The organism is Streptosporangium longisporum (genome assembly GCF_039534895.1).
GTDB lineage: Bacteria > Actinomycetota > Actinomycetes > Streptosporangiales > Streptosporangiaceae > Streptosporangium > Streptosporangium longisporum.
Window position 1 is genome coordinate 1049614 of the sequence record NZ_BAAAWD010000006.1, and the last position, 20484, is coordinate 1070097.

Genomic DNA, 20484 nt, shown 5'->3' on the forward strand with positions numbered 1-20484 from the left:
CCCATGACCTGGCCGGTCGGGATTATCGGCAGGCGCAGCACCAGGTCTCCATCGACCAGAACGGCCAGGCGACGGAAGACCCGAAGCGCGCCCCTCCTACATCCTCGCCAAGGAAGCCCGGCAGTAGAAGATCGCCGCTGCCCGGAACACCCAGATCCACAGGGCCTAGGCTGGCGAAATGAGTCTTCTTGAAGAAGTGGCGGAGCGTGACGGCTGGCGCTGCTGGGTGTGCGATGAGCCAGTCGATGCCGACATGTCGGTGAACGACCCGCGTGGCCCCAGCGTCGACAGTCGCACCGCTGACCGGAAGACCAAGGTCGTCCCGAGGCTCGCGCATCGCGCCTGCAACACGCGCAAGGGCGCGGTCAAGGTGGTCATCGCCTGGCCAGAACGCCTGCACGTGGCAGACCCCGCGCCGCTCATCGCCGTGGCTGAGCGTCTCGAACGAAAGGGCGGCCGCGAACTGGTCGGCCGCTGCCTGAGCAAGAAAGATGCCCAAGAGGCGGCCGACTGGCTCGTCGACCGCTTCTCCCGACTGGCCCCCGGGCTGCCGGTGACCGCGAGCGTCGACGCGGGTGGGGGCCAGTTCCTGGTCGCCTTGGCAACCGGCCGCCCCTGATCTCCCCTGAGGAGCCGGGGAGATCAGGAGGTTAGTTGTCGAGTGCCTGGTAGAGGGTGGTCCAGAAGTCGTGGATGAGGTGCGCCGAGTTCGGCGCGGACATCCCGACCTGGGTGAGCGGGATTCCGGTGAGCCCGTTGACGGGGTCTGCGTAGGTGGAGGTGCCTGATCCGCCGTCCCAGCCAAACTGGCCGATCGGCGCGTAGCCACCCCGGTGGGTGCGCACTGCTATACCGAAGCCCCAACCGTCGTGCTGCCCTTGTCCATCGCATGCCGTAAAGCCTGCTGCTCTGTGGTGATCCGATTGATGGTCATGAGCTCGACGGCGGGAGGCTCTCACAGAGAGAGGGCATCCCGAAATTGCGCTGTTCGAGGTGCTCAGGCGCTACCTATGTGAGGGCCTCTCCTAGCTTGCCGAGGGCACTGAGACCCCCGAACGGCATGCTCGCCGTACACGGAGGTCTCTAAATTCGGGGACTACTCCTCTGAGGTCGTCAACCCTGTCGGGCAGGCCACACCCGTTCCGCCGATCCCGCAGTAGCCGTTGGGGACCTTGAACAAATACTGCTGGTGATACTCCTCCGCGAAGAAGTACTCCCCGGCCGGGGCGATCTCCGTGGTGATGGGGTCGTAGCCGGAGTCGGTGAGCACCTTCTGGTAGGCGTCGCGTGAGGTCAGGGCCGACTTCTCCTGCTCGGGCGAGTGGAAGTAGATCGCCGAGCGGTACTGCGTGCCGACGTCGTTGCCCTGGCGCATGCCTTGGGTGGGGTCATGCGCCTCCCAGAAGACGCGGAGCAGCTCCTCGTACGACACCCTGGTGGGGTCGAAGACGACGCGGACGAGTTCGGTGTGGCCGGTCCGGCCGGTGCAGACCTCCTCGTAGGTCGGGTTCGGCGTGTGACCGCCCCCGTAGCCGACCGAGGTGGTGACGACGCCCGGGGTCTGCCAGAAGATGCGCTCAGCGCCCCAGAAACAGCCGAGCCCGAAGTCGGCGATCTCGCTTCCCTCGGGGTACGGCGGGGCGAGCGGGGCATCGAGGACCGCGTGGCGGCCGGGCACCGTGATCGGTGTGGGGCGTCCCGGAAGCGCGTTCTCCGGGGACACCATCGTGGTCTTGTTGCCGAACAGCCAGCCCATCGTGAGACCTCCTCTGACGCGTTCTCACCAGGTGGCAACCGGCTGCGGCCCGTCGATGTTCCCGTAAGGAACGCTTAACGATCGCAAAAGTACTACTAAATTGCGTTAAATCGTGTAAGCAGCGAAGATAGGGGTCATGCCTGAAGCACGTCGGGGAGTTCTGTACGGTGTCGCCGCCTACACCATGTGGGGACTGTTCCCGCTCTACTGGCCCCTGCTGAAGCCGTCGGGCGCCCTGGAGATCCTGGCCCACCGTATCGCCTGGTCCCTGGTGGCGGTCGTGGTCATCCTGGCGGTACGCCGTCACTGGTCCTGGTTCCGTGAGCTGATGCGCACCCCGGCGAAGCTCGGCCTGCTCGCGCTGGCCGCGGCGGTCATCACGCTCAACTGGGGCGTCTACATCTACGCCGTCAACACCGGGCACGTGGTCGAGAGCGCCCTGGGATACTTCATCAACCCGCTGGTCAGCGTGGTGTTCGGTGTCTTCCTGCTGAAGGAGCGGCTGCGGCCGTGGCAGTGGGCCGCGGTGGGGCTGGGCACGGTGGCGGTGGTCGTCCTGGCCATCGACTACGGGCGTCTCCCCTGGATCGCGCTGGTGCTGGCCGCCAGCTTCGGCACCTACGGGCTGATCAAGAAGATCGCCGGGGTGGGGTCCGCGGAGAGCATGACGGTCGAGACGCTGGTGCTGCTGCTGCCCGCGCTGGGCTACCTGACCTATCTGGGGCAGCAGGGGACGAGTTCGTTCGGGCAGTGGGGGGTGGGACACGCGCTGCTGCTGGCCGGGGCGGGGGTGGTCACCGCCGTTCCGCTGCTGTGCTTCACCGCCGCCGCGATCCGGGTGCCGCTCACCACGATCGGCCTGCTGCAGTACATCGCCCCGATCCTGCAGTTCCTGTGCGGGGTGCTCGTGGCGCGCGAGGTGATGCCGCCCAGCCGCTGGGTGGGGTTCGTCATCATCTGGCTGGCACTGTCGGTCTTCACCTGGGACAGCCTCCGCGCGGCCGGACGGGCCCGCCAGGCGGCGATCGCCACACCGGTGACCGCGGGCACCTGACCGACGCCCCGGGGCGGGACACCGCCCCCGGACGCGTCTCCCCCGGGCCCTTGCCCTCACGGGCCTTCGTCTTCGGGAGGCTCCGTGCCCGGAAGCCCTCTCCCCCGGAAAGGCCCGCTCCGGAAAGGCCCGGTCCCAAGAAGAGACCCCGAAGGCGACGCCCTCAGGAGCCGCGTACGGCGTGGACCAGCGGGGTGAGGACGGGGTCGATGCCGGCCTGCTCCAGTGCCGAGGACAGTGAGCGTTCGTAGGTGGGCGTCGCGTCGGCCAGGCGGGCGCGTCCCTCGTCGGTGATCAGCGAGTAGACGCCCCGGCGGTCGTCCGCGCAGAGGTCGCGACGGGTCATCCCGGCCTCTTCGAGGCGCGCGACCAGGCGTGTCACCGAGCTCTGGTTGAGGCCCACGGCCTCGGCGAGCTCCTGCATGCGCATGCAGCCCTTGGGGGCGGTGGCGAGCCGCCCCAGGGCGCGGTACTCCGAGAGGCCGAGGCCGTGCCCCCGCTGGAGCGCCTTGGCCAGCTCCGCCTCCACCCGGGCGTGCAAGAGGGCGAAATGGTCCCACGACATGGTGATTCCTCCTGGATTTCCTATCCAACAGGAGTCTACATGCACGTGCAACATTTGCTTGCACAGGCATGTAGCTATCCGGCGACTCCCCTGCGGGCCGTCGCGGCTCTCCCGCGGGCCGGGCCACCGCCCGGCCCGGAGGGACGACGTGTCAGCCCGAACGCTCCACCACGTAGTCGCACAGGGCCAGGTAGGCGGCACGCGCCGGGATGTCGGGAAGGGCCGCCAGGTCCTGCCGGGCCCGGTCGGTCCAGGCGAGCAGCTCAGCGCGGGCCCGCTCCATGGCGGGGTCGGCGCGGAGCAGGCGCAGGGTCTCCTCGACGTCCTCCTCGGCCACCGGCCCGGCCAGCAGCTCACGCAGGCGGGCGCTCCCGGGACCGTCGGAGGCCAGCACGTAGAGCACGGGGAGGGTCCGGATGCCCTCGCGCAGGTCGGTGCCGGGCGTCTTGCCCGACTCGACCGACTCGGCGGCGACGTCCAGCAGGTCGTCGCTCAGCTGCCAGGCGACCCCGATGGCCTCGCACGCCCGGGTGACGCGCTCCACCACGTCGGGCGAGGCCCCGCTGAGCAGGGCCCCGAACCGGCCGGAGGTGGCGATCAGCGAGCCGGTCTTGTCGGCCAGCACCCCGATGTAGTGGGCCACCGGGTCCTCGCCGGGACGGGGGCCGATGGTCTCGCGGATCTGGCCGCGTACCAGGCGGGAGAAGGTCTGGGCCTGGATCCTGATGATGTCGGCGCCGAGGTCGGCGAGGATCTCCGAGGCCTGGGCGAACAGGTAGTCACCGGTCAGGATCGCCACGGTGTTGTCCCAGCGGGCGTTCGCCGACGGGGACCCCCGGCGGACCCGGGCCTCGTCCATCACGTCGTCGTGGTAGAGCGTCGCCAGGTGGGTCAGCTCGATCACCACCGCCCCGGGCACCACGCCCGGGGCATCGGGCGAACCGAACTGGGCGGCGAGCAGGACCAGCATGGCGCGGAACCGCTTGCCGCCCGCCTCGATGAGGTGCTTGGACGCCTCCGTGACGAAGGCGTCGTCGCTCTGCACCGAGGACCGCAGCAGCTTCTCGACCTCCGCCAACCCTGTCGCGACATCCTGCGCCAGCCGCTCGTCGACGAACGGAAGATCAACAACCGGTGGCGCAGCCATGGACCATTACTCCTCTAGCGAATGAACAGCGCGGACGCAGCCTGATCCGCGAGATCGAGCACCGGCTGCGGGAAGACCCCGAGCACTACCGTAGCCGCTGCCGCCAAGGCCACCACAGCCGAGGTCCCCACCGTGGGCGCCGCGATGGACGGCCCGTCGGCGGAGGGCTCGTTGAAGAACATCAGCACGATCACGCGGACGTAGAAGAACGCGGCGACGGCCGAGGTGACCACGCCCACGACGACCAGCGGCAGCGCGCCCCCGGCGACCGCGGCCGAGAACACCGCGTACTTGCCGAAGAAGCCGCTCGTGAGCGGGATGCCCGCGAAGGCCAGCAGGAAGAACGCGAAGATGCCTGCCAGGATCGGGGACCGCTTGCCCAGACCGGCCCAGCGCGACAGGTGCCCCGCCTCGCCGCCCGCGTCGCGGACCATGGTGACGACCGCGAAGGCGCCCACCGTGGTGAAGCCGTACGCGGCCAGGTAGAACAGGATGGCCGACAGGGTGGTGGAGTTCTCCTTGGCGGTGTCGCTGATCGCGACGACGCCGGTGAGCAGGAAGCCCGCGTGCGCGATCGAGGAGTACGCCAGCATCCGCTTGATCTCGGTCTGGGTGATCGCGAGGATCGCGCCGACGATCATCGTGAGGATCGCGACGCCCCACATGACCGGCTGCCAGTTCCACTCCAGGCCGCCCAGCGCCACCCAGAAGACCCGCAGCAGCGCGCCGAAGGCGGCCACCAGCACGGTGGAGGCCATCAGGGCGGTGACCGCGGTGGGCGCGCCCTGGTAGACGTCGGGCTTCCACGCCTGGAAGGGCGCGGCACCGATCTTGAAGAACAGGCCGATGCCGAGCATCGCGGTGCCGATCAGCAGCAGCGTCTCCTGGCCGCTGACCCTGCCGAGCGCGGTGTTGACGGCGGCGAGGTCCACCGAACCGGCGTAGCCGTAGATCAGGGCCGTGCCGTACAGGAAGAAGGCCGAGGAGAACGCGCCGAGCAGGAAGTACTTGACCGAGGCCTCCTGCGAGAGCAGGCGGCGACGGCGGGCCAGACCGCACAGCAGGTACAGCGGCAGGGAGAGGACCTCCAGGCCGACGAACATGACCAGCAGGTCGTTGGCGGCGGCGAACAGCAGCATGCCGCCGACCGAGAACAGCAGCAGCGGGTAGACCTCGGTCTGGGCGTACCCGCCGAGGATCGCCTCCTCCTCGTCCGGGCTTCCCGGCACGGCCGCCGCCTGCGCGACGAACTGGTCCTCCTCGTTGATCAGGAGGGTGCTGACCAGGGCCAGGATGAGGATGACGCCCCAGATGAACAGGGAGGGCCCGTCCACCGCGACCGCGCCCATGGCCGCCGGGGCGTCCGGCAGACCGCCGCGGGCGGCCAGCACGGTCGTCACGAACGCGCCGAACAGGGCGAGCAGGGTGAGCGGCACGTGGATCGACTTGCGCAGGTACCGGGGCGCGAACGCCTCGACGAGCACACCGACGATCGCCGCGCCGAACACGAGCAGCATCGGTGAGAGCAGCGCGTATTCGATCGTCGGGGCTTGGATGGTGCCGTTCACTGACCGGCCCCCTTCTCCGCCACGGCGGGGGTGAACGGTTCGACGCCGACGCTGGAGAGCGTCTTGTCCACCGCGGGATTGATCACATCGAGCATCGGCTTGGGGAAGAAGCCCAGGACGAGGATCACCGCGATCAGCGGCGCCATCACCCACTTCTCACGCCGGTCGAGGTCGGGCAGGGTCGCGACCGACTCGGCCATCGGCCCGTTCATCGTGCGCTGGTACATCCACAGGATGTAGACGGCCGCCAGGATCACGCCGGTCGTCCCGATGATCGCCGGGATCGCGTACCGCTCGTAGGTGCCGAGCAGGACCATGAACTCGCTGACGAACGTCGACAGGCCGGGCAGCGAGAGCCCGGACAGACCGGCGATCAGGAAGGTGCCGGCGAGCACCGGGGCGACCTTCTGCACGCCCCCGTAGTCGGCGATCCGGCTGGAGCCCCGGCGGTAGATCAGGAAGCCCGCGATCAGGAACAGCGCGCCCGTGGAGAAGCCGTGGTTGACCATGTAGAGGGTGGCACCGGTGCCGCCGTCCCTGGTCATCGCGAACACGCCCAGCGCGATGAAGCCGAAGTGCGAGATCGAGGTGTAGGCGATCAGGCGCTTCATGTCGGTCTGGCCGATGGCCACGATCGCGCCGTAGACGATGCCGACGACCGAGAGCACGATCACCAGCGGGGTGAAGAACTTCGACGCCCCGGGGAACAGCTCCAGGCAGAAGCGGAGCATGCCGTACGTGCCGACCTTGTCCAGCACGCCCACCAGCAGCACCGCGGCACCGGCCGGGGCCTGCGCGGCGGCGTCGGGCAGCCAGGTGTGGAACGGCCACAGCGGCGCCTTGACGGCGAAGGCGATGAAGAAGCCGGCGAAGAGCCACTTCTGCGTGGTCGGGTCCTGTACGGCCCCGATGAGCTCGGGGAACATGAAGGTGCCCTTGGCGGCGACCACGTAGAGGGCGATCACCGCGACCAGCATGAGCAGCCCGCCGAAGAGCGAGTAGAGCAGGAACTTCACGGCCGCGTAGGACCGCTGCGCCCCGCCGTACGACCCGATCATGAAGTACATCGGGATCAGCATGGCTTCGAAGAAGACGTAGAACAGGAAGACGTCGGTGGCCGCGAAGACACCGATCATCATCGCTTCGAGCACCAGCAGCAGCGCGAAGTAGGTCTTCACCGACCGCTTCGGCGTCACGGTCCTGGGCTCCTCGCCCGGCACCGTCACGACCGTGCCGTCGGCGTCGTGCCAGGAGGCGAGGATCACGATCGGCACCAGCACCGCCGACAGCGCGATCAGCACCAGCGCGATGCCGTCCACGCCGACGCCGTAGTGCACGCCGAAGCGCGGGATCCAGTCGTAGACCTCGGCGAACTGGAAGCGGGTCTGCGAGGTGGGGTTGAACTGCACGGCGACGGCGACGGTCAGCGCGAGCACGACCAGCGAGACCACCATGGCCAGCTGCTTGGCGAGCTTGTCACTCTTGACAAGGGAGACACCCACCGCGCCCAGAACGGGCACGGCCATCAGGGTCGAGAGCCAGGGCATCACATGTTCCCTACGTAGAGCAGCGCGCCAACGACCACGGCGGCACCGAAGAGGATGGACAACGCGTAGGACCGTACGTAGCCGGTCTGGATGCGGCGCAGCCGGCCGGAGGAGCCGCCGATCCCCGCCGCCAGGCCGTTGACCACACCGTCGATGCCGCGGTTGTCGAAGAACACCGCGATCCGGGTCAGCCACTGGCCGGGACGCATGAGCAGCGCCTCGTTCAGCGTGTCGCCGTAGAGGTCACGACGGGCGAACGTGGTGAGGAACGAGCCGCGCGGGGCGAGCGCGGGCACCTCGGCGGCGCCGTAGCGGAACCAGGCGAACGCGGCGCCGACCGCGACCAGCGCGAGCGTGGCCAGGCCCGTGGGGGCGAAGGGGTCGAAGTGGGGCAGTTCCTCGGGACGGCCGACGGCCGGGGCGATGAACAGCATGAACCGGTTGCCCAGGACCAGGAAGGCGCCCAGGAAGATCGAGCCGATGGAGAGCACGACCAGCGGGATCGTCATCACGGCGGGCGACTCGTGCGGGTGGGCGTCGTCGGCCCAGCGCCGCTTGCCGAAGAAGGTCATGAAGACCATCCGCGACATGTAGAAGCCGGTGATGCCGGCGCCCAGCACCGCGAGCCAGCCCAGGATCGCGTTGTGGTGCACGGCCGTCTCGATGATGCCGTCCTTGGTGAAGTAACCGGACAGCAGCGGGAAGCCGATGATCGCGAGGTAGCCGATGATGAACGTGATCGCGGTGACCTTCATCACCGGGAACAATCCGCCGTACCTGCGCATGTCCACCTCGTCGTTCATGCCGTGCATGACCGAGCCGGCGCCGAGGAACATGTTGGCCTTGAAGAAGCCGTGCGTGATCAGGTGCGCGATGGCGAACGCGTAGCCCACCGGGCCCAGGCCCGCGGCGAGCATCATGTAGCCGATCTGCGACATCGTCGAGCCGGCCAGGCCCTTCTTGATGTCGTCCTTGGCGCAACCGATGATCGCACCGGCGAGCAGGGTGGCCACGCCGACGATCGTCACGACGAGCTGCGCGGTCGGGGCGAGCTCGAAGAACGCGCCGGAGCGGACCACGAGGTAGACACCGGCGGTGACCATGGTCGCGGCGTGGATGAGGGCCGAGACCGGGGTCGGGCCCTCCATCGCGTCCAGCAGCCAGGACTGCAGCGGCAGCTGGGCCGACTTGCCACAGGCGCCGAGCAGCAGCAGCAGGCCGATCGCGGTGAGCGTCGCCTGCGAGACCGCGCCTGCCTGCAGCGCACCGCCGACGGCCGTCTTGGTGAGCGACTGGAAGTCGACCGTGCCGAACACCGTGAAGATCGTGAAGATCGCGATCAGGAGGCCGAAGTCACCGACGCGGTTGACGACGAACGCCTTCTTGGCGGCGGTGGCAGCGCGCGGCCTGACGTACCAGAACCCGATCAGCAGGTACGAGGCCAGGCCCACGCCCTCCCAGCCGATGAACAGGGCGATGTAGTTGTCGGCCAGCACCAGCAGCAGCATCGCCGCGACGAACAGGTTCAGGTACGCGAAGAACCTGCGCCGGTCGTGGTCGTGCGACATGTAACCGATCGAGTAGATGTGGATCAGCGATCCCACACCGGTGATCAGCAGCGCGAAGCTGATCGACAGCGGGTCGATCAGCAGCCCCATGTCGGCGACGCCGGGGATGAACTCGTACAGCGGGACGCCCTGGCGGCGCTGCTCGGGGCTCAGGCCGAGCAGCTGGAGGAAGACGGCGACGGCCACCGCGAAGGCGCCCAGGGACATCGCGACGCCGAGGAGGTGTCCCCAGCGGTCGGAGCGGCGCCCGAGCAGCAACAGGACCGCGGCGCCGAGCAACGGGAGCGCGATCATGAGCCAGGAGACCCCGATCGCGCCCCCGGAATGCTGGATGATCTCAGCGGGTTCCACGGCCACCTCTTAGTACTTCAGCAGGTTGGCGTCGTCCACAGACGCCGACCTGCGGGTTCGGAAGATCATCACGATGATGGCGAGGCCGACGACGACCTCGGCCGCGGCCACCACCATCACGAAGAACGCGATGAGCTGGCCGTCCAGGTTGCCGTGCTGCCTGGCGAAGGTGACGAACGCGAGGTTGCAGGCGTTGAGCATGAGCTCGACGCACATGAACACCACGATCGCGTTGCGCCGCACCAGCACGCCGACGGCGCCGATCGCGAACAGCAGCGCGGAGAGCACCAGGTAGTGAGTGGTCACTTGCCGTCCTCCTGCGGGAGCGCCGGGTCCTTCACCTGGACGGGCGCGGTGTCCGGGCCGGGCGCGCGGTCGGTGTCCGCGTCCTTCTCCAGGACCTGCTTGATGAGCGCCGCCTTGGCCGGGTCGGTCGGCGCGAAGCCGTCCTCGATCTCGTGCCTGGCCAGCACCCGGTTGATGGACTTGGCCGCGACCGTGCCGTCGGGCAGCAGGGCGGGCATGTCGATCGCGTTGTGCAGCGCGTAGGTGCCGGGACCGGGCAGCGGCGAGGGCTGCGGGCCGCTGAAGCGGGCACGGGACAGGTCGCGCTGGGTGGCCTTGGGCCGGACCCGCTCGCGGTGCGCCAGCACCATCGCGCCGAGCGCGGCGGTGATCAGCAGCGCCGAGGTGACCTCGAAGGCGAAGACGTGCCTGGTGAAGATCAGCTGGGCCAGCGAGGGCACGTTGCCGCCCGCCGCCTGGACCGCCTGGTCCATGCCGGCGGGCGCGGAGAAGGCCGCGTTGCCGACGCCCAGGGCGAGCAGGGCGGCGAACGACAGGCCCGCCACGGCCGCCCAGAGCCGCTGTCCCTTGATCGTCTCCACCAGCGAGTCGGCGGAGTCGACGCCGACCAGCATCAGCACGAACAGGAAGAGCATCATGACCGCGCCGGTGTAGACGATGATCTGCACCGCGGCGAGGAAGGGGGCGTCCTGGATCGCGTACAGCACGGCCAGCGAGAGCATGACGACGCCCAGCATGAGCGCCGAGTAGACCGCCTTGCGGCTGAAGACGAGGCCGAGGGCCGCCGCCACCGAGACGACGGCCAGGACCCAGAACGTGACGGTCTCACCCATTGTTGCGTCCCAGCCGGTAGTAGTCCTCTTCGGTCTCGCCGAGACGCATGGGGTGCGGCGGGATCTCCATGCCGGGACCGAGCGGCGCGAGCAGCATCTCCTTGGTGTAGATGAGGCTCTCACGGCTGGTGTCGGCGAGCTCGTACTCGTTGGTCATCGTCAGCGCCCGTGTCGGGCACGCCTCGATGCACAGGCCGCACAGGATGCACCGCAGGTAGTTGATCTGGTAGGTGCGTCCGTAGCGCTCACCGGGCGAGAACCGCTCCTCGTCGGTGTTGTCGGCGCCCTCGACGAAGATCGCGTCGGCCGGACAGGCCCAGGCGCACAGCTCGCAGCCGACGCACTTCTCCAGGCCGTCGGGCCAGCGGTTGAGCTGGTGCCGGCCATGGAAGCGCGGAGCCGTGGGCTTGTGCTCCTCCGGATAGTTGACCGTCTCGACCTTCTTGAACATCGTGTGGAAGGTCACGCCGAACCCCTTGATGGGGTTCAGCCAATCAGTTGCTCCCACTGGGAACCTCCTTGCGCACTACACCGTGGTAGTGCGGCAGGTCGAGCGGCGGAACCGGGAAGCCACCCGCGGCGGGCTCGGCTTGGAGTTGCTCGAACTCGGCCTCGACCTGGGCGGCCTTGGCCTCCTTGCGCTTCTGCAGCACGCTGTCGAAGCGCCACCAGATCCCCAGGCAGGCGACCATGACCAGCGCGGCCAGGATGAGCACCAGCGCCCGGTTGACCTCGGGCAGCTGCAGGGCCCTGACGGTGGCCACGAGCAGGATCCACGCCAGGTTGATCGGGATGAGGATCTTCCAGCCGAGCGCCATGAGCTGGTCGTACCTGACGCGCGGCAGCGAGGCGCGGCACCAGACGAAGAAGGAGAAGACCAGCACCATCTTGAGGAAGAACCACAGCAGCGGCCACCAGCCGGCGTTGGCCCCGTCCCACATGGAGATCGGCCACGGGGCCCGCCAGCCGCCCATGAACAGGGTGATGGAGACCGCGGAGACCACGAAGACGTTGACGTACTCGGCGAGCATGATGACCGCGAACTTCAGCGAGTTGGAGTACTCGGTCTGGAAGCCGCCGACCAGCTCGCCCTCACCCTCGGGCAGGTCGAAGGGGACCCGGTTGGTCTCGCCCAGCATCGTGACGATGTAGATCAGGAAGGACGGGATCAGCAGGATCATGTACCACGAGGGCATCGGCAGCTGCAGCCCGCCCAGCGTGAGCGTCCCGCCGCTGGCCTGCGCCGCGACGATCTCGGAGGTGGACAGCGTCCCGGCGAACAGGAACACGCCGACGAACGACAGTCCCATCGCGATCTCGTACGAGACCACCTGGGCGCTGGCCCGCAGGCCGCCCAGGACCGAGTACGGCGAGCGCGAGCCCCAGCCGGCCAGCACGACGCCGTAGACGCCGATGGAGGCCATCGCCAGCACCAGCAGCACCGCGACCGGGAGGTCGGTGAGCTGCAGCGGCGTCTGGACGCCGAACATCGAGACCTTCGGGCCCATCGGGATGACGGAGAAGGCCAAAAATGCCGGGACCGCGAGCACGACCGGGGCGATGAAGTAGATCACCTTGTCGACGGTCCGGGGCATCAGGTCTTCCTTGAGCCCCATCTTGAGGCCGTCGGCCACCGACTGGAGCAGCCCGAACTTGCCCGCGCGGTTGGGGCCGTACCGGTTCTGCATGCGCGAGATGAGCTTGCGCTCGAACCAGACGCCGAACAGCACGCCCAGCATCAGGACGATGAAGATGACGACGGCCTTGATGATGCTGATCCAGAGCGGGTCCTTGCCGAAGTCGGCGAGGGTCGGATCGGCCGCTAGAAGAGTCCGGGCATTCATTACCGCTCCTCGTTGGCTTCGCCGGCGGCACGTGCCTCGCCGGCCCTCGTGCCGGGGGCACGCTCGTCGGGACCGGCGCCGGCGCTCACGACGGTGCCCGTGATGACCCCCGTGGCACCGTCGGTGACGGTGCCCCCGGTGCCCCCGGCGGTGCCTGTGACGGCGCCTGTGCCCGCGACGGTGCTCACCGCGGCGGGCGTGGCCGGGCTCGCCGCGGCCGGGGCGACCGACCGGTCGTCCGCGGCGCCGGTCCGGGAGGCGGCGATCGTGACGACGTCGCCGGGGACCGCGCGCAGGTCGCGGGTGACCGAGCGGCCGGCGGAGTTGGCCGGCAGCCAGACCACCCGGTCGGGCAGGGCCGCGATCCGCACCGGCAGGGTCAGCGAGCCGCGCTCGGTGCCGACCGTGACCTGGCCGCCGTCGGTCAGGCCGTTCTCGGCCGCGGTGGCCGGGGAGACCAGCGCCACGGCCGGGCGGGCGGTACCGGCCAGGTACGGCTCACCGGCCTGCAGGCGGCCGTCGTCGAGCAGCAGGTGCCAGCTCGCCAGGACGGCCTGCCCGGCCTCCGGCCGGACGGCCGGGTGCCCGGCGGCGTCGGGGGCGGCGGCGCGGGAGCCGCGCCAGGCGCCGATCGAGGCCAGCTCGCGGCGGGCCGCGGCGGCGTCGGGCAGGCCCAGGTGGACGTCCATGGCGTCGGCGACGGCGGAGACGACCCGCAGGTCGCTCATGACGCCGGGGACGGTGAGCGCCTCGGTGAAGGTGCGCCCGCGTCCCTCCCAGTCGACGAAGGTGCCGGACTTCTCGGCGACCACGGCGACCGGGAACACCACGTCGGCGCGGTCGGTGACCGCGCTGGCGCGCTGCTCCAGGCTCACGATGAACGGGGTGTTCTCCATGGCCAGCAGGGCGGCGTGCGGCGCGGCCAGGTCGTAGGGGTCGACCCCGGCCACCACCAGGGCGTCCAGCTCGCCGTCGAGGGCGGCGGCCAGCATGCCCGTGGTGTCGCGGCCCTCGGCCTCGGGCAGGGAGGCGACGTCCCAGGCGCGGGCGATCTCGGCGCGGGCGCTCTCGTCGCCGACCGGGCGGCCGATCGGCAGCAGGTTCGGCAGCGCACCGGCCTCCAGGGCGCCGCGCTCACCGGCGCGGCGCGGCACCCAGGCGAGCCGTGCCCCGGTGGAGGAGGCGAGCCTCAGCACCGCCGAGAGCGCGCCCGGCGCGGTGGCGAGCCGCTCGCCGACCAGGATGACCGCACCCGGCAGGCGGACCGCCGCGGCCGCGGCCGGGTCGGCGGCGGCCAGATCGTCCAGCACGGCGGCCTCGGTGCCCGGGACCGCCGGGATCAGCGTGCCGCCCATCTTGGCCAGTCCGGGACCGGCGAACGGCGCAACCGAGAAGACCTTCAGGCCCTTCTTGCGCCACGCCTTGCGCAGCCGCAGGAAGACGATCGGCGACTCCTCGTCGGGCTCGAACCCGGCCAGCAGCACCGCCGGGGCGTTCTCCAGGTCGGCGTAGCGGACCTCGATGCCCTTGCCGGCCACGGCGTGCGCCAGGAACAGCGTCTCCTCGGCCGAGTGCGGCCGGGCGCGGAAGTCGATGTCGTTGGTGCCGAGCGCGAGCCGGGCGAACTTGGCGTACCCGTACGCCTCCTCGACGGTGACCCGGCCGCCGACGAGCACGCCCGCGCGCCCGCGGGCGGCGGCCAGGCCCTTGGCCGCGACGGCGAACGCCTCCGGCCAGGAGGCCGGGACCAGGCGGCCCTGCTCGTCACGGATCAGCGGCGTGCGCAGCCGGTCGGGCTGGGTCGCGTAGGTGAAGGCCCAGCGGCCCTTGTCGCAGTTCCACTCCTCGTTGACCTCGGGGTCGTCCCCGGCCAGGCGGCGGGTGATCTTGCCGCGCCGGTGGTCGGTGCGCAGCGAGCAGCCGCTGGCGCAGTGCTCGCAGGCGGTGGGGGTGGAGACCAGGTCGAACGGGCGGGCCTGGAAGCGGTAGGCGGCGCTGGTCAGCGCGCCCACCGGGCAGATCTGCACGGTGTTGCCGGAGAAGTAGGACTCGAACGGCTCGCCGTCCGCGGCGCCGACCTGCTCCTTGGCCCCGCGCTCGAAGAAGTCGATGAACGGGTCACCGGCGATCTCGTCGGAGAAGCGGATGCAGCGCGCGCACTGGACGCAGCGCTCGCGGTCGAGCAGCACCTCCGTGGAGAGCGGCACCGGCTTCTCGAACGTCCGCTTCTTCTCTACGAAGCGGCTCTCGCCCTGGCCGTTGGACATGGCCTGGTTCTGCAGCGGGCACTCGCCGCCCTTGTCGCAGACCGGGCAGTCCAGCGGGTGGTTCAGCAGCAGCATCTCCATGACGCCGCGCTGGGCCTTCTCCGCGACGGGAGAGGTGAGCTGGGTCTGCACGACCATGCCCTGGGCGACCTCGATCGCACACGACGGCTGCGGCTTGGGGAAGCCGCGGCCGTTGCCGGCGTCGGGGATGTCCACCAGGCACTGGCGGCAGTTGGCGGCCGGCTCCAGCAGCGGGTGGTCGCAGAACCGGGGGATCTGGATGCCGAGCAGCTCGGCCGCCCGGATGATCAGCGTGCCCTTGGGGACGCTCACCTGGAAGCCGTCGATGGTGACGGTGACCAGGTCCACCGGCGTCTGCGCCGGGGTGGTGGCTTCGACGGTCATGGCGTCTCCTCCGTCGGCCTGGCGACCGAGACGGTGCTGTGCTTGCCGGTTGGCTGCCTGAGCGCGTTCACTTCGCCGCCCACGCTCGGGAGGGGGCGTGATCGAACGGGCAGCCGCCGATCTCGAAGTGCTTGAGGTACTCGTCGCGGAAGTGCTTGACCGACGAGTGGATGGGGCTGGTGGCACCGTCGCCCAGGGCGCAGAAGGACCGGCCCAGGATGTTGTCGGCGATGTCGGTGATCGTGGTCAGGTCCTCCTCGGTGCCCTGACCCTTCTCCAGCCGCTTGAGCACCTGCTTGAGCCAGAAGGTGCCCTCCCGGCAGGGGGTGCACTTGCCGCAGGACTCGTGCGCGTAGAACTCGGTCCAGCGCAGCACGGCGCGCACCACGCAGGTGGTCTCGTCGAAGATCTGCAGTGCCCGGGTGCCGAGCATCGAGCCCTTGGCGCCGACGGACTCGAAGTCCAGCGGGACGTCCAGGTGCTCGGCGGTGAAGATCGGGGTGCTCGACCCTCCGGGGGTCCAGAACTTGAGCGTGTGGCCCTCGCGGATGCCGCCGGACATCTCCAGCAGCTCGCGCAGCGTGATGCCGAGCGGGGCCTCGTACTGGCCGGGGCGGGTGACGTGGCCGCTCAGCGAGAAGATGCCGAAGCCCTTGGACTTCTCCGTGCCCATCCCGGCGAACCAGTCGGCGCCGTTGGCGATGATCGAGGGGACGCTGGCCACCGACTCCACGTTGTTGACCACGGTGGGCGAGGCGTACAGGCCCGCCACGGCCGGGAAGGGCGGCTTGAGCCGGGGCTGGCCCCGGAAGCCCTCCAGCGAGTCGAGCAGCGCCGTCTCCTCGCCGCAGATGTAGGCGCCGGCCCCGCTGTGCACGACCAGCTCCAGGTCGAAGCCGGAGCCGAACAGGTCACGGCCCAGGAGGCCCTTGGCGTACGCCTCGGCCACGGCCGCCTGCAGGCGGCGGACGACGTGCACGACCTCGCCGCGCACGTAGATGAACGCGTGGTTGGCGCGGATCGCGTACGCGGTGATGATGACGCCCTCGACCAGCGCGTGCGGGTTGGCCATCATCAGCGGGATGTCCTTGCACGTGCCGGGCTCGGACTCGTCGGCGTTGACCACCAGGTAGTGCGGCTTGCCGTCACCCTGGGGGATGAAGCCCCACTTCATGCCGGTGGGGAAGCCCGCGCCCCCGCGACCGCGCAGGCCGGAGTCCTTGACCGCCTGGATCACGGCGTCCGGGTCCATGCCCAGCGCCTTCTTGGCCGCCGAGTAGTCGCCGTAGCCCTCCAGGGTGAAGGAGTTCGGCTGGTCCCAGTTCGCGGTGAGAACCGGGGTGAGAGTGGTCACTTCGTCTCCTCGCCTGGCAGCCCGTCGCCGGGCGACGGGGTCGTGCCGTGCATGCCGGCTCGTTCGTTGCGCCCGTTCACGCCTCGGGAGCCTTCCATCCGTTGGCCTTGGCGATCCTGAGCCCCTCCAGGGAGGAGTCTCCCGCCGAGGGGCCGTCACCGGCCAGGCCGTCGGGCAGGCCCGCGAGCACCCGGGAGGCCTCCTTGAACGTGCAGAGCCTCTTCGGGCCGCGGGTCGGCGCGATCTCCTTGCCGTCCCGCAGGTCGTCGACGAGCTGCTTGGCCGAGGCGGGGGTCTGGTTGTCGAAGAACTCCCAGTTGACCATCATGACCGGGGCGAAGTCGCAGGCGGCGTTGCACTCCAGCCGCTCCAGCGAGACCTTGCCGTCGGGGGTGGTCTCGTCGTGGCCGACGCCGGTGTGCTCGGTCAGCTCGTCCCAGATCTGGTCGCCGCCCATGACCGCGCAGAGCGTGTTGATGCACACGCCCACGTGGTACTGGCCCATCGGCTTGCGCTTGTACATGGTGTAGAAGGTGGACACGCCCACCACCTCGGCCTTGCTCAGGCCGAGGATCTCGGCGCAGAACTCGTGGCCGGCGTCGGAGACGTAGCCGTCCTCGGACTGCACCAGGTGCAGCAGGGGCAGCAGGGCCGACCGCGGCCTGGGGTAGCGGCCGATGATCTCCTTGGCGTCGCGCTCCAGGCGCTCGCGGACCTCGGGCCCGTACGTCCCGGGCTGGGCCGCGCTCTCCTGGCGGCCCGTGCCGGGGGCGCCCGCGTTGGAGGGCTCACCGCCCGTGCCGGTGCTCGTGCTCAGGGCGGTCTCGCCCGTCAGGCCGGTGCCGGTGGACGCGCCGGCGTCCCCGGGCGAGGTGTTGTCCGGCTCGCCGGCCGGGCGCGTGGTCGCGCTCATCGGTCGACACCTCCCATCACGGGGTCGATCGAGGCCACCGCAGAGATGACGTCGGCGATCATTCCGCCCTCGCACGTCGCGGGCATGGCCTGCAGGTTCGTGAAGGACGGATCGCGGAAGTGGACGCGGTAGGGGCGGGTGCCCCCGTCGCTGACCACGTGGGCGCCGAGCTCGCCGCGGGGCGACTCGACCGGGCAGTAGACCTGTCCGGCCGGGACCCTGAAGCCCTCGGTGACCAGCTTGAAGTGGTGGATGAGCGCCTCCATGGAGCCGCTCATGATGTGCGCGATGTGGTCGGGCGAGTTGCCCAGGCCGTCGGGGCCGAGCGCGAGCTGCGCGGGCCAGCCGATCTTCTTGTCGTCGATCATGACCCGGTCGTTCTTCAGCGGGCCGGAGATGCGGTCGAGGGCCTGCTCGATGATCTTGAGCGACTCCTCCATCTCGGCCACCCGGACCAGGTAGCGGCCGTAGACGTCGGCGCTCTTCTCGGTCGGCACGTCGAACTCGTAGGTCTCGTAGCCGCAGTAGGGCTGCGACTTGCGCAGGTCCCAGGGCAGGCCCGCGGCCCGCAGCATCGGGCCGGTGACGCCCAGCGCCATGCAGCCGGTGAGGTCGAGGTAGGCGACGTCCCTGGTACGGGCCAGGTAGACCGGGTTGGCGTCGAGCATCTTGCGCATGTCCCTGATCCGCCCCGGCATGACCTTGAGCAGCTCGCCGACCTTGTCGACGGCGCCGGCCGGCAGGTCGACGGAGACGCCGCCCGGCCGGACGTAGGCCATGTTCATCCGCAGGCCGGTGATGTACTCCATCACGTCGAGCACCATCTCCCGCTCGCGGGAGCCGAACAGGAACGGGGTGGTCGCGCCGAGCTCCATGCCGAAGGTGCCGATGGCCACCATGTGCGAGGAGATGCGGGTGAGCTCCATCATCATCACGCGGATGGCCTGGGCCCGCTCGGGGACGCGGTCGGTGATGCCGAGCAGCTTCTCCACGGCCATGCAGTACGCCGTCTCGTTGAAGATCGGCGAGAGGTAGTCCATCCGGGTGACGAACGTCGGCCCCTGGGTCCACGTCCGGTACTCGAGGTTCTTCTCGATGCCGGTGTGCAGGTAGCCGATGACCGTGCGGGCCTCGGTGACCGTCTCGCCGTCCAGGTTCAGCACCAGCCGGAGCACGCCGTGCGTGGACGGGTGCTGGGGGCCCATGTTGATGACGAGCTGCTGGTCCTGCTGGCCGGTGAGGGTGTCGACCAGGTCCGTCCAGTCGTTGCCGGAGACGGTGTAGACCTTCCCCTCGGTGGCCTCCTCGTAGGGGGCGCTCATGTGTAAGACCTCCTCTGGTCCGGCGCGGGGATCTCGGCGCCGCGGTACTCGACCGGGATGCCGCCGAGCGGGTAGTCCTTGCGCTGGGGGTGGCCGTCCCAGTCGTCGGGCATCATGATCCGGGTCAGCGCCGGGTGGCCGTCGAAGATGATGCCGAAGAAGTCCCAGGTCTCCCGCTCGTGCCAGTCGTGCGTGGGGTAGACCGAGACCGTGGAGGGGATGTGCGGGTCGGCGTCGGAGCAGGAGACCTCGACGCGCATCCGGCGGTTGTGCGTGATCGAGCACAGGTGGATCACCGCGCGCAGCTCCTCGCCCTCCCGCTCGGGGTAGTGCACGCCGGAGACGCCGAGCGAGAGCTCGAAGCGCAGCGCCGGGTCGTCGCGGAGCACCTGGACGACCTCAAGCAGGCGCTCGCGCCTGACGTGGAAGGTCAGCTCGCCCCGGTCGACGACGACGCGCTCGACGGCCTCGCCGAAGGAGGCGCCCAGAGCGCGCTCCAGCTCGTCGGCGATCGTGTCGAAGTAGCCGCCGTACGGGCGGACGCTGGACAGCTCGGGCTTGCGCCGCACGACGAGGCGGCCGTAGCCCGAGGTGTCACCGCTGTCCTTGGCGCCGAACATGCCCAGGCGGCTCACCGGCTGCTCGGGCACCTCGGGGACCTCGGGGAGGTTGCCGGTGGGTTCGGTCGTCATTTGACGGTTCCCTGGTCGATGAGCGGCAGCGTCCGCAGTGCCTGCAGTTCGAGGTCGTCGATCTGCTTGGCGCGGTGCGCGCCGAACTTGGTGTTCTGGATCTTGTCGTGCAGCTTGACGATCGCGTCGATCAGCATCTCGGGCCGCGGCGGGCAGCCGGGCAGGTAGATGTCCACCGGCACGACGTGGTCGACGCCCTGCACGATCGCGTAGTTGTTGAACATGCCGCCGCTGGAGGCGCAGACGCCCATGGCGATGACCCACTTGGGCTCGGCCATCTGGTCGTAGATCTGGCGCAGCACCGGGGCCATCTTCTGCGACAGCCGGCCCGCGACGATCATCAGGTCGGCCTGGCGCGGAGACGCCGAGGCGCGCTCCATGCCGAAGCGCGCCAGGTCGTGCTTGGGTCCGCCGGTGGACATCAGCTCGATGGCGCAGCAGGCGAGACCGAAGGTCGCCGGCCAGACGGAGTTCTTGCGCGCCCAGCCGGCCACCTGCTCGACCGTGCTGAGCATGAATCCGCTCGGAAGTTTCTCTTCAAGACCCATATCTAGTCCCAGTCCAGACCCTTGCGGCGCCACACGTACGCGTAGGCCACGAGCACGGTGACGATGAACAGGAGCATCTCGACCAACCCGAAGATGCCGAGCTGGTCGAAGGCGACCGCCCACGGGTAGAGGAAGATGATCTCGATGTCGAACACGATGAACAGCATCGCGGTGATCATGTACTTGAGCGGGAAACGTCCTCCGCCCACGGGCTGGGGCGTCGGCTCGATGCCGCATTCGTAGGCGTCGAGTTTCGCGCGGTTCCAGCGCTTGGGACCGGTGAAGGGCGCGATCGTCACCGAGAAGATCGCGAATCCCGCCGCGAGCACGGCGAGCACCAGGATGGGTGCGTACAACTCCATCGCTACGCCTCCTCTCCCATCTCCACGCGCGCCGGCGCGTAGCTCTGCATGTCGGTGTGTTCCGAAAGTCTAGGCAGGGCGA

Annotated in this window: 20 protein-coding genes; 2 read left to right on the forward strand and 18 right to left on the reverse strand. The window is 69.6% G+C overall.

All coding sequences use genetic code 11. From position 1 onward, the window contains the following. Positions 1-178: 178 nt before the first annotated feature. Positions 179-619, forward strand: a complete 441-nt coding sequence (locus tag ABD832_RS08845) for a hypothetical protein (RefSeq protein WP_344891015.1) — start codon at positions 179-181, stop codon at positions 617-619. Positions 620-650: 31 nt separating this feature from the next. On the opposite strand, the gene ABD832_RS08850 is transcribed toward ABD832_RS08845, so the two are convergent. After that, positions 651-845, reverse strand: a complete 195-nt coding sequence (locus ABD832_RS08850; protein ID WP_344891018.1) for a hypothetical protein — start codon at positions 843-845, stop codon at positions 651-653. A gap of 251 nt (positions 846-1096) precedes the next feature. Further along, complete coding sequence (gene msrA, locus ABD832_RS08855; RefSeq protein ID WP_344891021.1) at positions 1097-1756, reverse strand: peptide-methionine (S)-S-oxide reductase MsrA; 660 nt, start codon at positions 1754-1756, stop codon at positions 1097-1099. 136 nt (positions 1757-1892) lie between these two features. Between msrA and rarD the strand changes: the two genes are divergently transcribed. Further along, a complete protein-coding gene (gene rarD / locus ABD832_RS08860; protein ID WP_344891024.1) occupies positions 1893-2810 on the forward strand; it encodes an EamA family transporter RarD in 918 nt (305 codons plus the stop codon). A 163-nt stretch (positions 2811-2973) separates the two neighbouring features. Here the strand turns inward: rarD and ABD832_RS08865 are convergent, their stop codons facing one another. The 16 genes from ABD832_RS08865 to ABD832_RS08940 all read right to left on the reverse strand — a co-directional run bounded on the left by ABD832_RS08865 (position 2974) and on the right by ABD832_RS08940 (position 20402). After that, positions 2974-3375 (reverse strand): MarR family winged helix-turn-helix transcriptional regulator, encoded by a 402-nt coding sequence (locus tag ABD832_RS08865; RefSeq protein WP_344891027.1) that lies wholly within the window; start codon positions 3373-3375, stop codon positions 2974-2976. A gap of 151 nt (positions 3376-3526) precedes the next feature. Beyond that, entirely contained in the window at positions 3527-4522 is a 996-nt protein-coding gene (locus ABD832_RS08870) for a polyprenyl synthetase family protein (protein ID WP_344891030.1), read from the reverse strand. Positions 4523-4536: 14 nt separating this feature from the next. Beyond that, positions 4537-6090, reverse strand: coding sequence for an NADH-quinone oxidoreductase subunit NuoN (nuoN, locus tag ABD832_RS08875; protein WP_344891032.1), 1554 nt, complete (start codon positions 6088-6090; stop codon positions 4537-4539). Further along, a complete protein-coding gene (locus ABD832_RS08880) occupies positions 6087-7637 on the reverse strand; it encodes an NADH-quinone oxidoreductase subunit M (RefSeq protein ID WP_344891035.1) in 1551 nt (516 codons plus the stop codon). Before ABD832_RS08880 ends, nuoN begins: the two co-directional genes overlap by 4 nt. Next, positions 7637-9499: an NADH-quinone oxidoreductase subunit L gene (gene nuoL, locus ABD832_RS08885; RefSeq protein WP_344893400.1), complete on the reverse strand. Its 1863-nt coding sequence runs from the start codon at positions 9497-9499 to the stop codon at positions 7637-7639. The genes ABD832_RS08880 and nuoL overlap by 1 nt, the downstream gene beginning before the upstream one ends. 66 nt (positions 9500-9565) lie before the next feature. Continuing rightward, positions 9566-9862 (reverse strand): NADH-quinone oxidoreductase subunit NuoK, encoded by a 297-nt coding sequence (gene nuoK / locus ABD832_RS08890; RefSeq protein WP_344891038.1) that lies wholly within the window; start codon positions 9860-9862, stop codon positions 9566-9568. After that, a complete protein-coding gene (locus tag ABD832_RS08895; protein ID WP_344891041.1) occupies positions 9859-10695 on the reverse strand; it encodes an NADH-quinone oxidoreductase subunit J in 837 nt (278 codons plus the stop codon). Before ABD832_RS08895 ends, nuoK begins: the two co-directional genes overlap by 4 nt. After that, positions 10688-11203, reverse strand: coding sequence for an NADH-quinone oxidoreductase subunit NuoI (gene nuoI / locus ABD832_RS08900; protein WP_344891043.1), 516 nt, complete (start codon positions 11201-11203; stop codon positions 10688-10690). Before nuoI ends, ABD832_RS08895 begins: the two co-directional genes overlap by 8 nt. Continuing rightward, entirely contained in the window at positions 11190-12539 is a 1350-nt protein-coding gene (gene nuoH, locus ABD832_RS08905) for an NADH-quinone oxidoreductase subunit NuoH (RefSeq protein WP_344891046.1), read from the reverse strand. The genes nuoI and nuoH overlap by 14 nt, the downstream gene beginning before the upstream one ends. Further along, positions 12539-15211, reverse strand: coding sequence for an NADH-quinone oxidoreductase subunit G (locus ABD832_RS08910; RefSeq protein ID WP_344891049.1), 2673 nt, complete (start codon positions 15209-15211; stop codon positions 12539-12541). Before ABD832_RS08910 ends, nuoH begins: the two co-directional genes overlap by 1 nt. A 67-nt stretch (positions 15212-15278) precedes the next feature. Beyond that, positions 15279-16565 (reverse strand): NADH-quinone oxidoreductase subunit NuoF, encoded by a 1287-nt coding sequence (gene nuoF, locus ABD832_RS08915; protein ID WP_344891052.1) that lies wholly within the window; start codon positions 16563-16565, stop codon positions 15279-15281. A 76-nt stretch (positions 16566-16641) separates the two neighbouring features. Then, the gene (gene nuoE, locus ABD832_RS08920) at positions 16642-17382 is read right to left on the reverse strand and encodes an NADH-quinone oxidoreductase subunit NuoE (RefSeq protein ID WP_413224553.1); all 741 of its coding nucleotides are present in this window, start codon (positions 17380-17382) and stop codon (positions 16642-16644) included. A gap of 92 nt (positions 17383-17474) precedes the next feature. Further along, positions 17475-18800 carry an NADH-quinone oxidoreductase subunit D gene (locus ABD832_RS08925; RefSeq protein WP_344891057.1) on the reverse strand — a complete coding sequence of 442 codons (1326 nt, stop codon included), beginning with the start codon at positions 18798-18800 and terminating at the stop codon, positions 17475-17477. Further along, positions 18797-19492, reverse strand: coding sequence for an NADH-quinone oxidoreductase subunit C (locus tag ABD832_RS08930; RefSeq protein WP_344891060.1), 696 nt, complete (start codon positions 19490-19492; stop codon positions 18797-18799). Before ABD832_RS08930 ends, ABD832_RS08925 begins: the two co-directional genes overlap by 4 nt. Next, the gene (locus ABD832_RS08935) at positions 19489-20040 is read right to left on the reverse strand and encodes a NuoB/complex I 20 kDa subunit family protein (protein ID WP_344891063.1); all 552 of its coding nucleotides are present in this window, start codon (positions 20038-20040) and stop codon (positions 19489-19491) included. Before ABD832_RS08935 ends, ABD832_RS08930 begins: the two co-directional genes overlap by 4 nt. 2 nt (positions 20041-20042) lie before the next feature. Then, positions 20043-20402 carry an NADH-quinone oxidoreductase subunit A gene (locus ABD832_RS08940; RefSeq protein WP_344891066.1) on the reverse strand — a complete coding sequence of 120 codons (360 nt, stop codon included), beginning with the start codon at positions 20400-20402 and terminating at the stop codon, positions 20043-20045. Between the last annotated feature and the right edge of the window lie 82 nt (positions 20403-20484).

Excerpts from the sequence above, each read along its gene's own strand:
- ABD832_RS08930 (WP_344891060.1), bottom strand. The coding sequence starts at position 19,492 with ATGACGACCGAACCCACCGGCAACCTCCCCGAGGTCCCCGAGGTGCCC.
- ABD832_RS08925 (WP_344891057.1), bottom strand. The coding sequence starts at position 18,800 with ATGAGCGCCCCCTACGAGGAGGCCACCGAGGGGAAGGTCTACACCGTC.
- ABD832_RS08910 (WP_344891049.1), bottom strand. The coding sequence starts at position 15,211 with ATGACCGTCGAAGCCACCACCCCGGCGCAGACGCCGGTGGACCTGGTC.
- ABD832_RS08880 (WP_344891035.1), bottom strand. The coding sequence starts at position 7,637 with ATGCCCTGGCTCTCGACCCTGATGGCCGTGCCCGTTCTGGGCGCGGTG.
- ABD832_RS08845 (WP_344891015.1), top strand. The coding sequence starts at position 179 with ATGAGTCTTCTTGAAGAAGTGGCGGAGCGTGACGGCTGGCGCTGCTGG.
- nuoH (WP_344891046.1), bottom strand. The coding sequence starts at position 12,539 with ATGAATGCCCGGACTCTTCTAGCGGCCGATCCGACCCTCGCCGACTTC.
- msrA (WP_344891021.1), bottom strand. The coding sequence starts at position 1,756 with ATGGGCTGGCTGTTCGGCAACAAGACCACGATGGTGTCCCCGGAGAAC.
- ABD832_RS08865 (WP_344891027.1), bottom strand. The coding sequence starts at position 3,375 with ATGTCGTGGGACCATTTCGCCCTCTTGCACGCCCGGGTGGAGGCGGAG.
- ABD832_RS08935 (WP_344891063.1), bottom strand. The coding sequence starts at position 20,040 with ATGGGTCTTGAAGAGAAACTTCCGAGCGGATTCATGCTCAGCACGGTC.
- ABD832_RS08870 (WP_344891030.1), bottom strand. The coding sequence starts at position 4,522 with ATGGCTGCGCCACCGGTTGTTGATCTTCCGTTCGTCGACGAGCGGCTG.
- ABD832_RS08895 (WP_344891041.1), bottom strand. The coding sequence starts at position 10,695 with ATGGGTGAGACCGTCACGTTCTGGGTCCTGGCCGTCGTCTCGGTGGCG.
- nuoL (WP_344893400.1), bottom strand. The coding sequence starts at position 9,499 with ATGATCGCGCTCCCGTTGCTCGGCGCCGCGGTCCTGTTGCTGCTCGGG.
- rarD (WP_344891024.1), top strand. The coding sequence starts at position 1,893 with ATGCCTGAAGCACGTCGGGGAGTTCTGTACGGTGTCGCCGCCTACACC.
- ABD832_RS08940 (WP_344891066.1), bottom strand. The coding sequence starts at position 20,402 with ATGGAGTTGTACGCACCCATCCTGGTGCTCGCCGTGCTCGCGGCGGGA.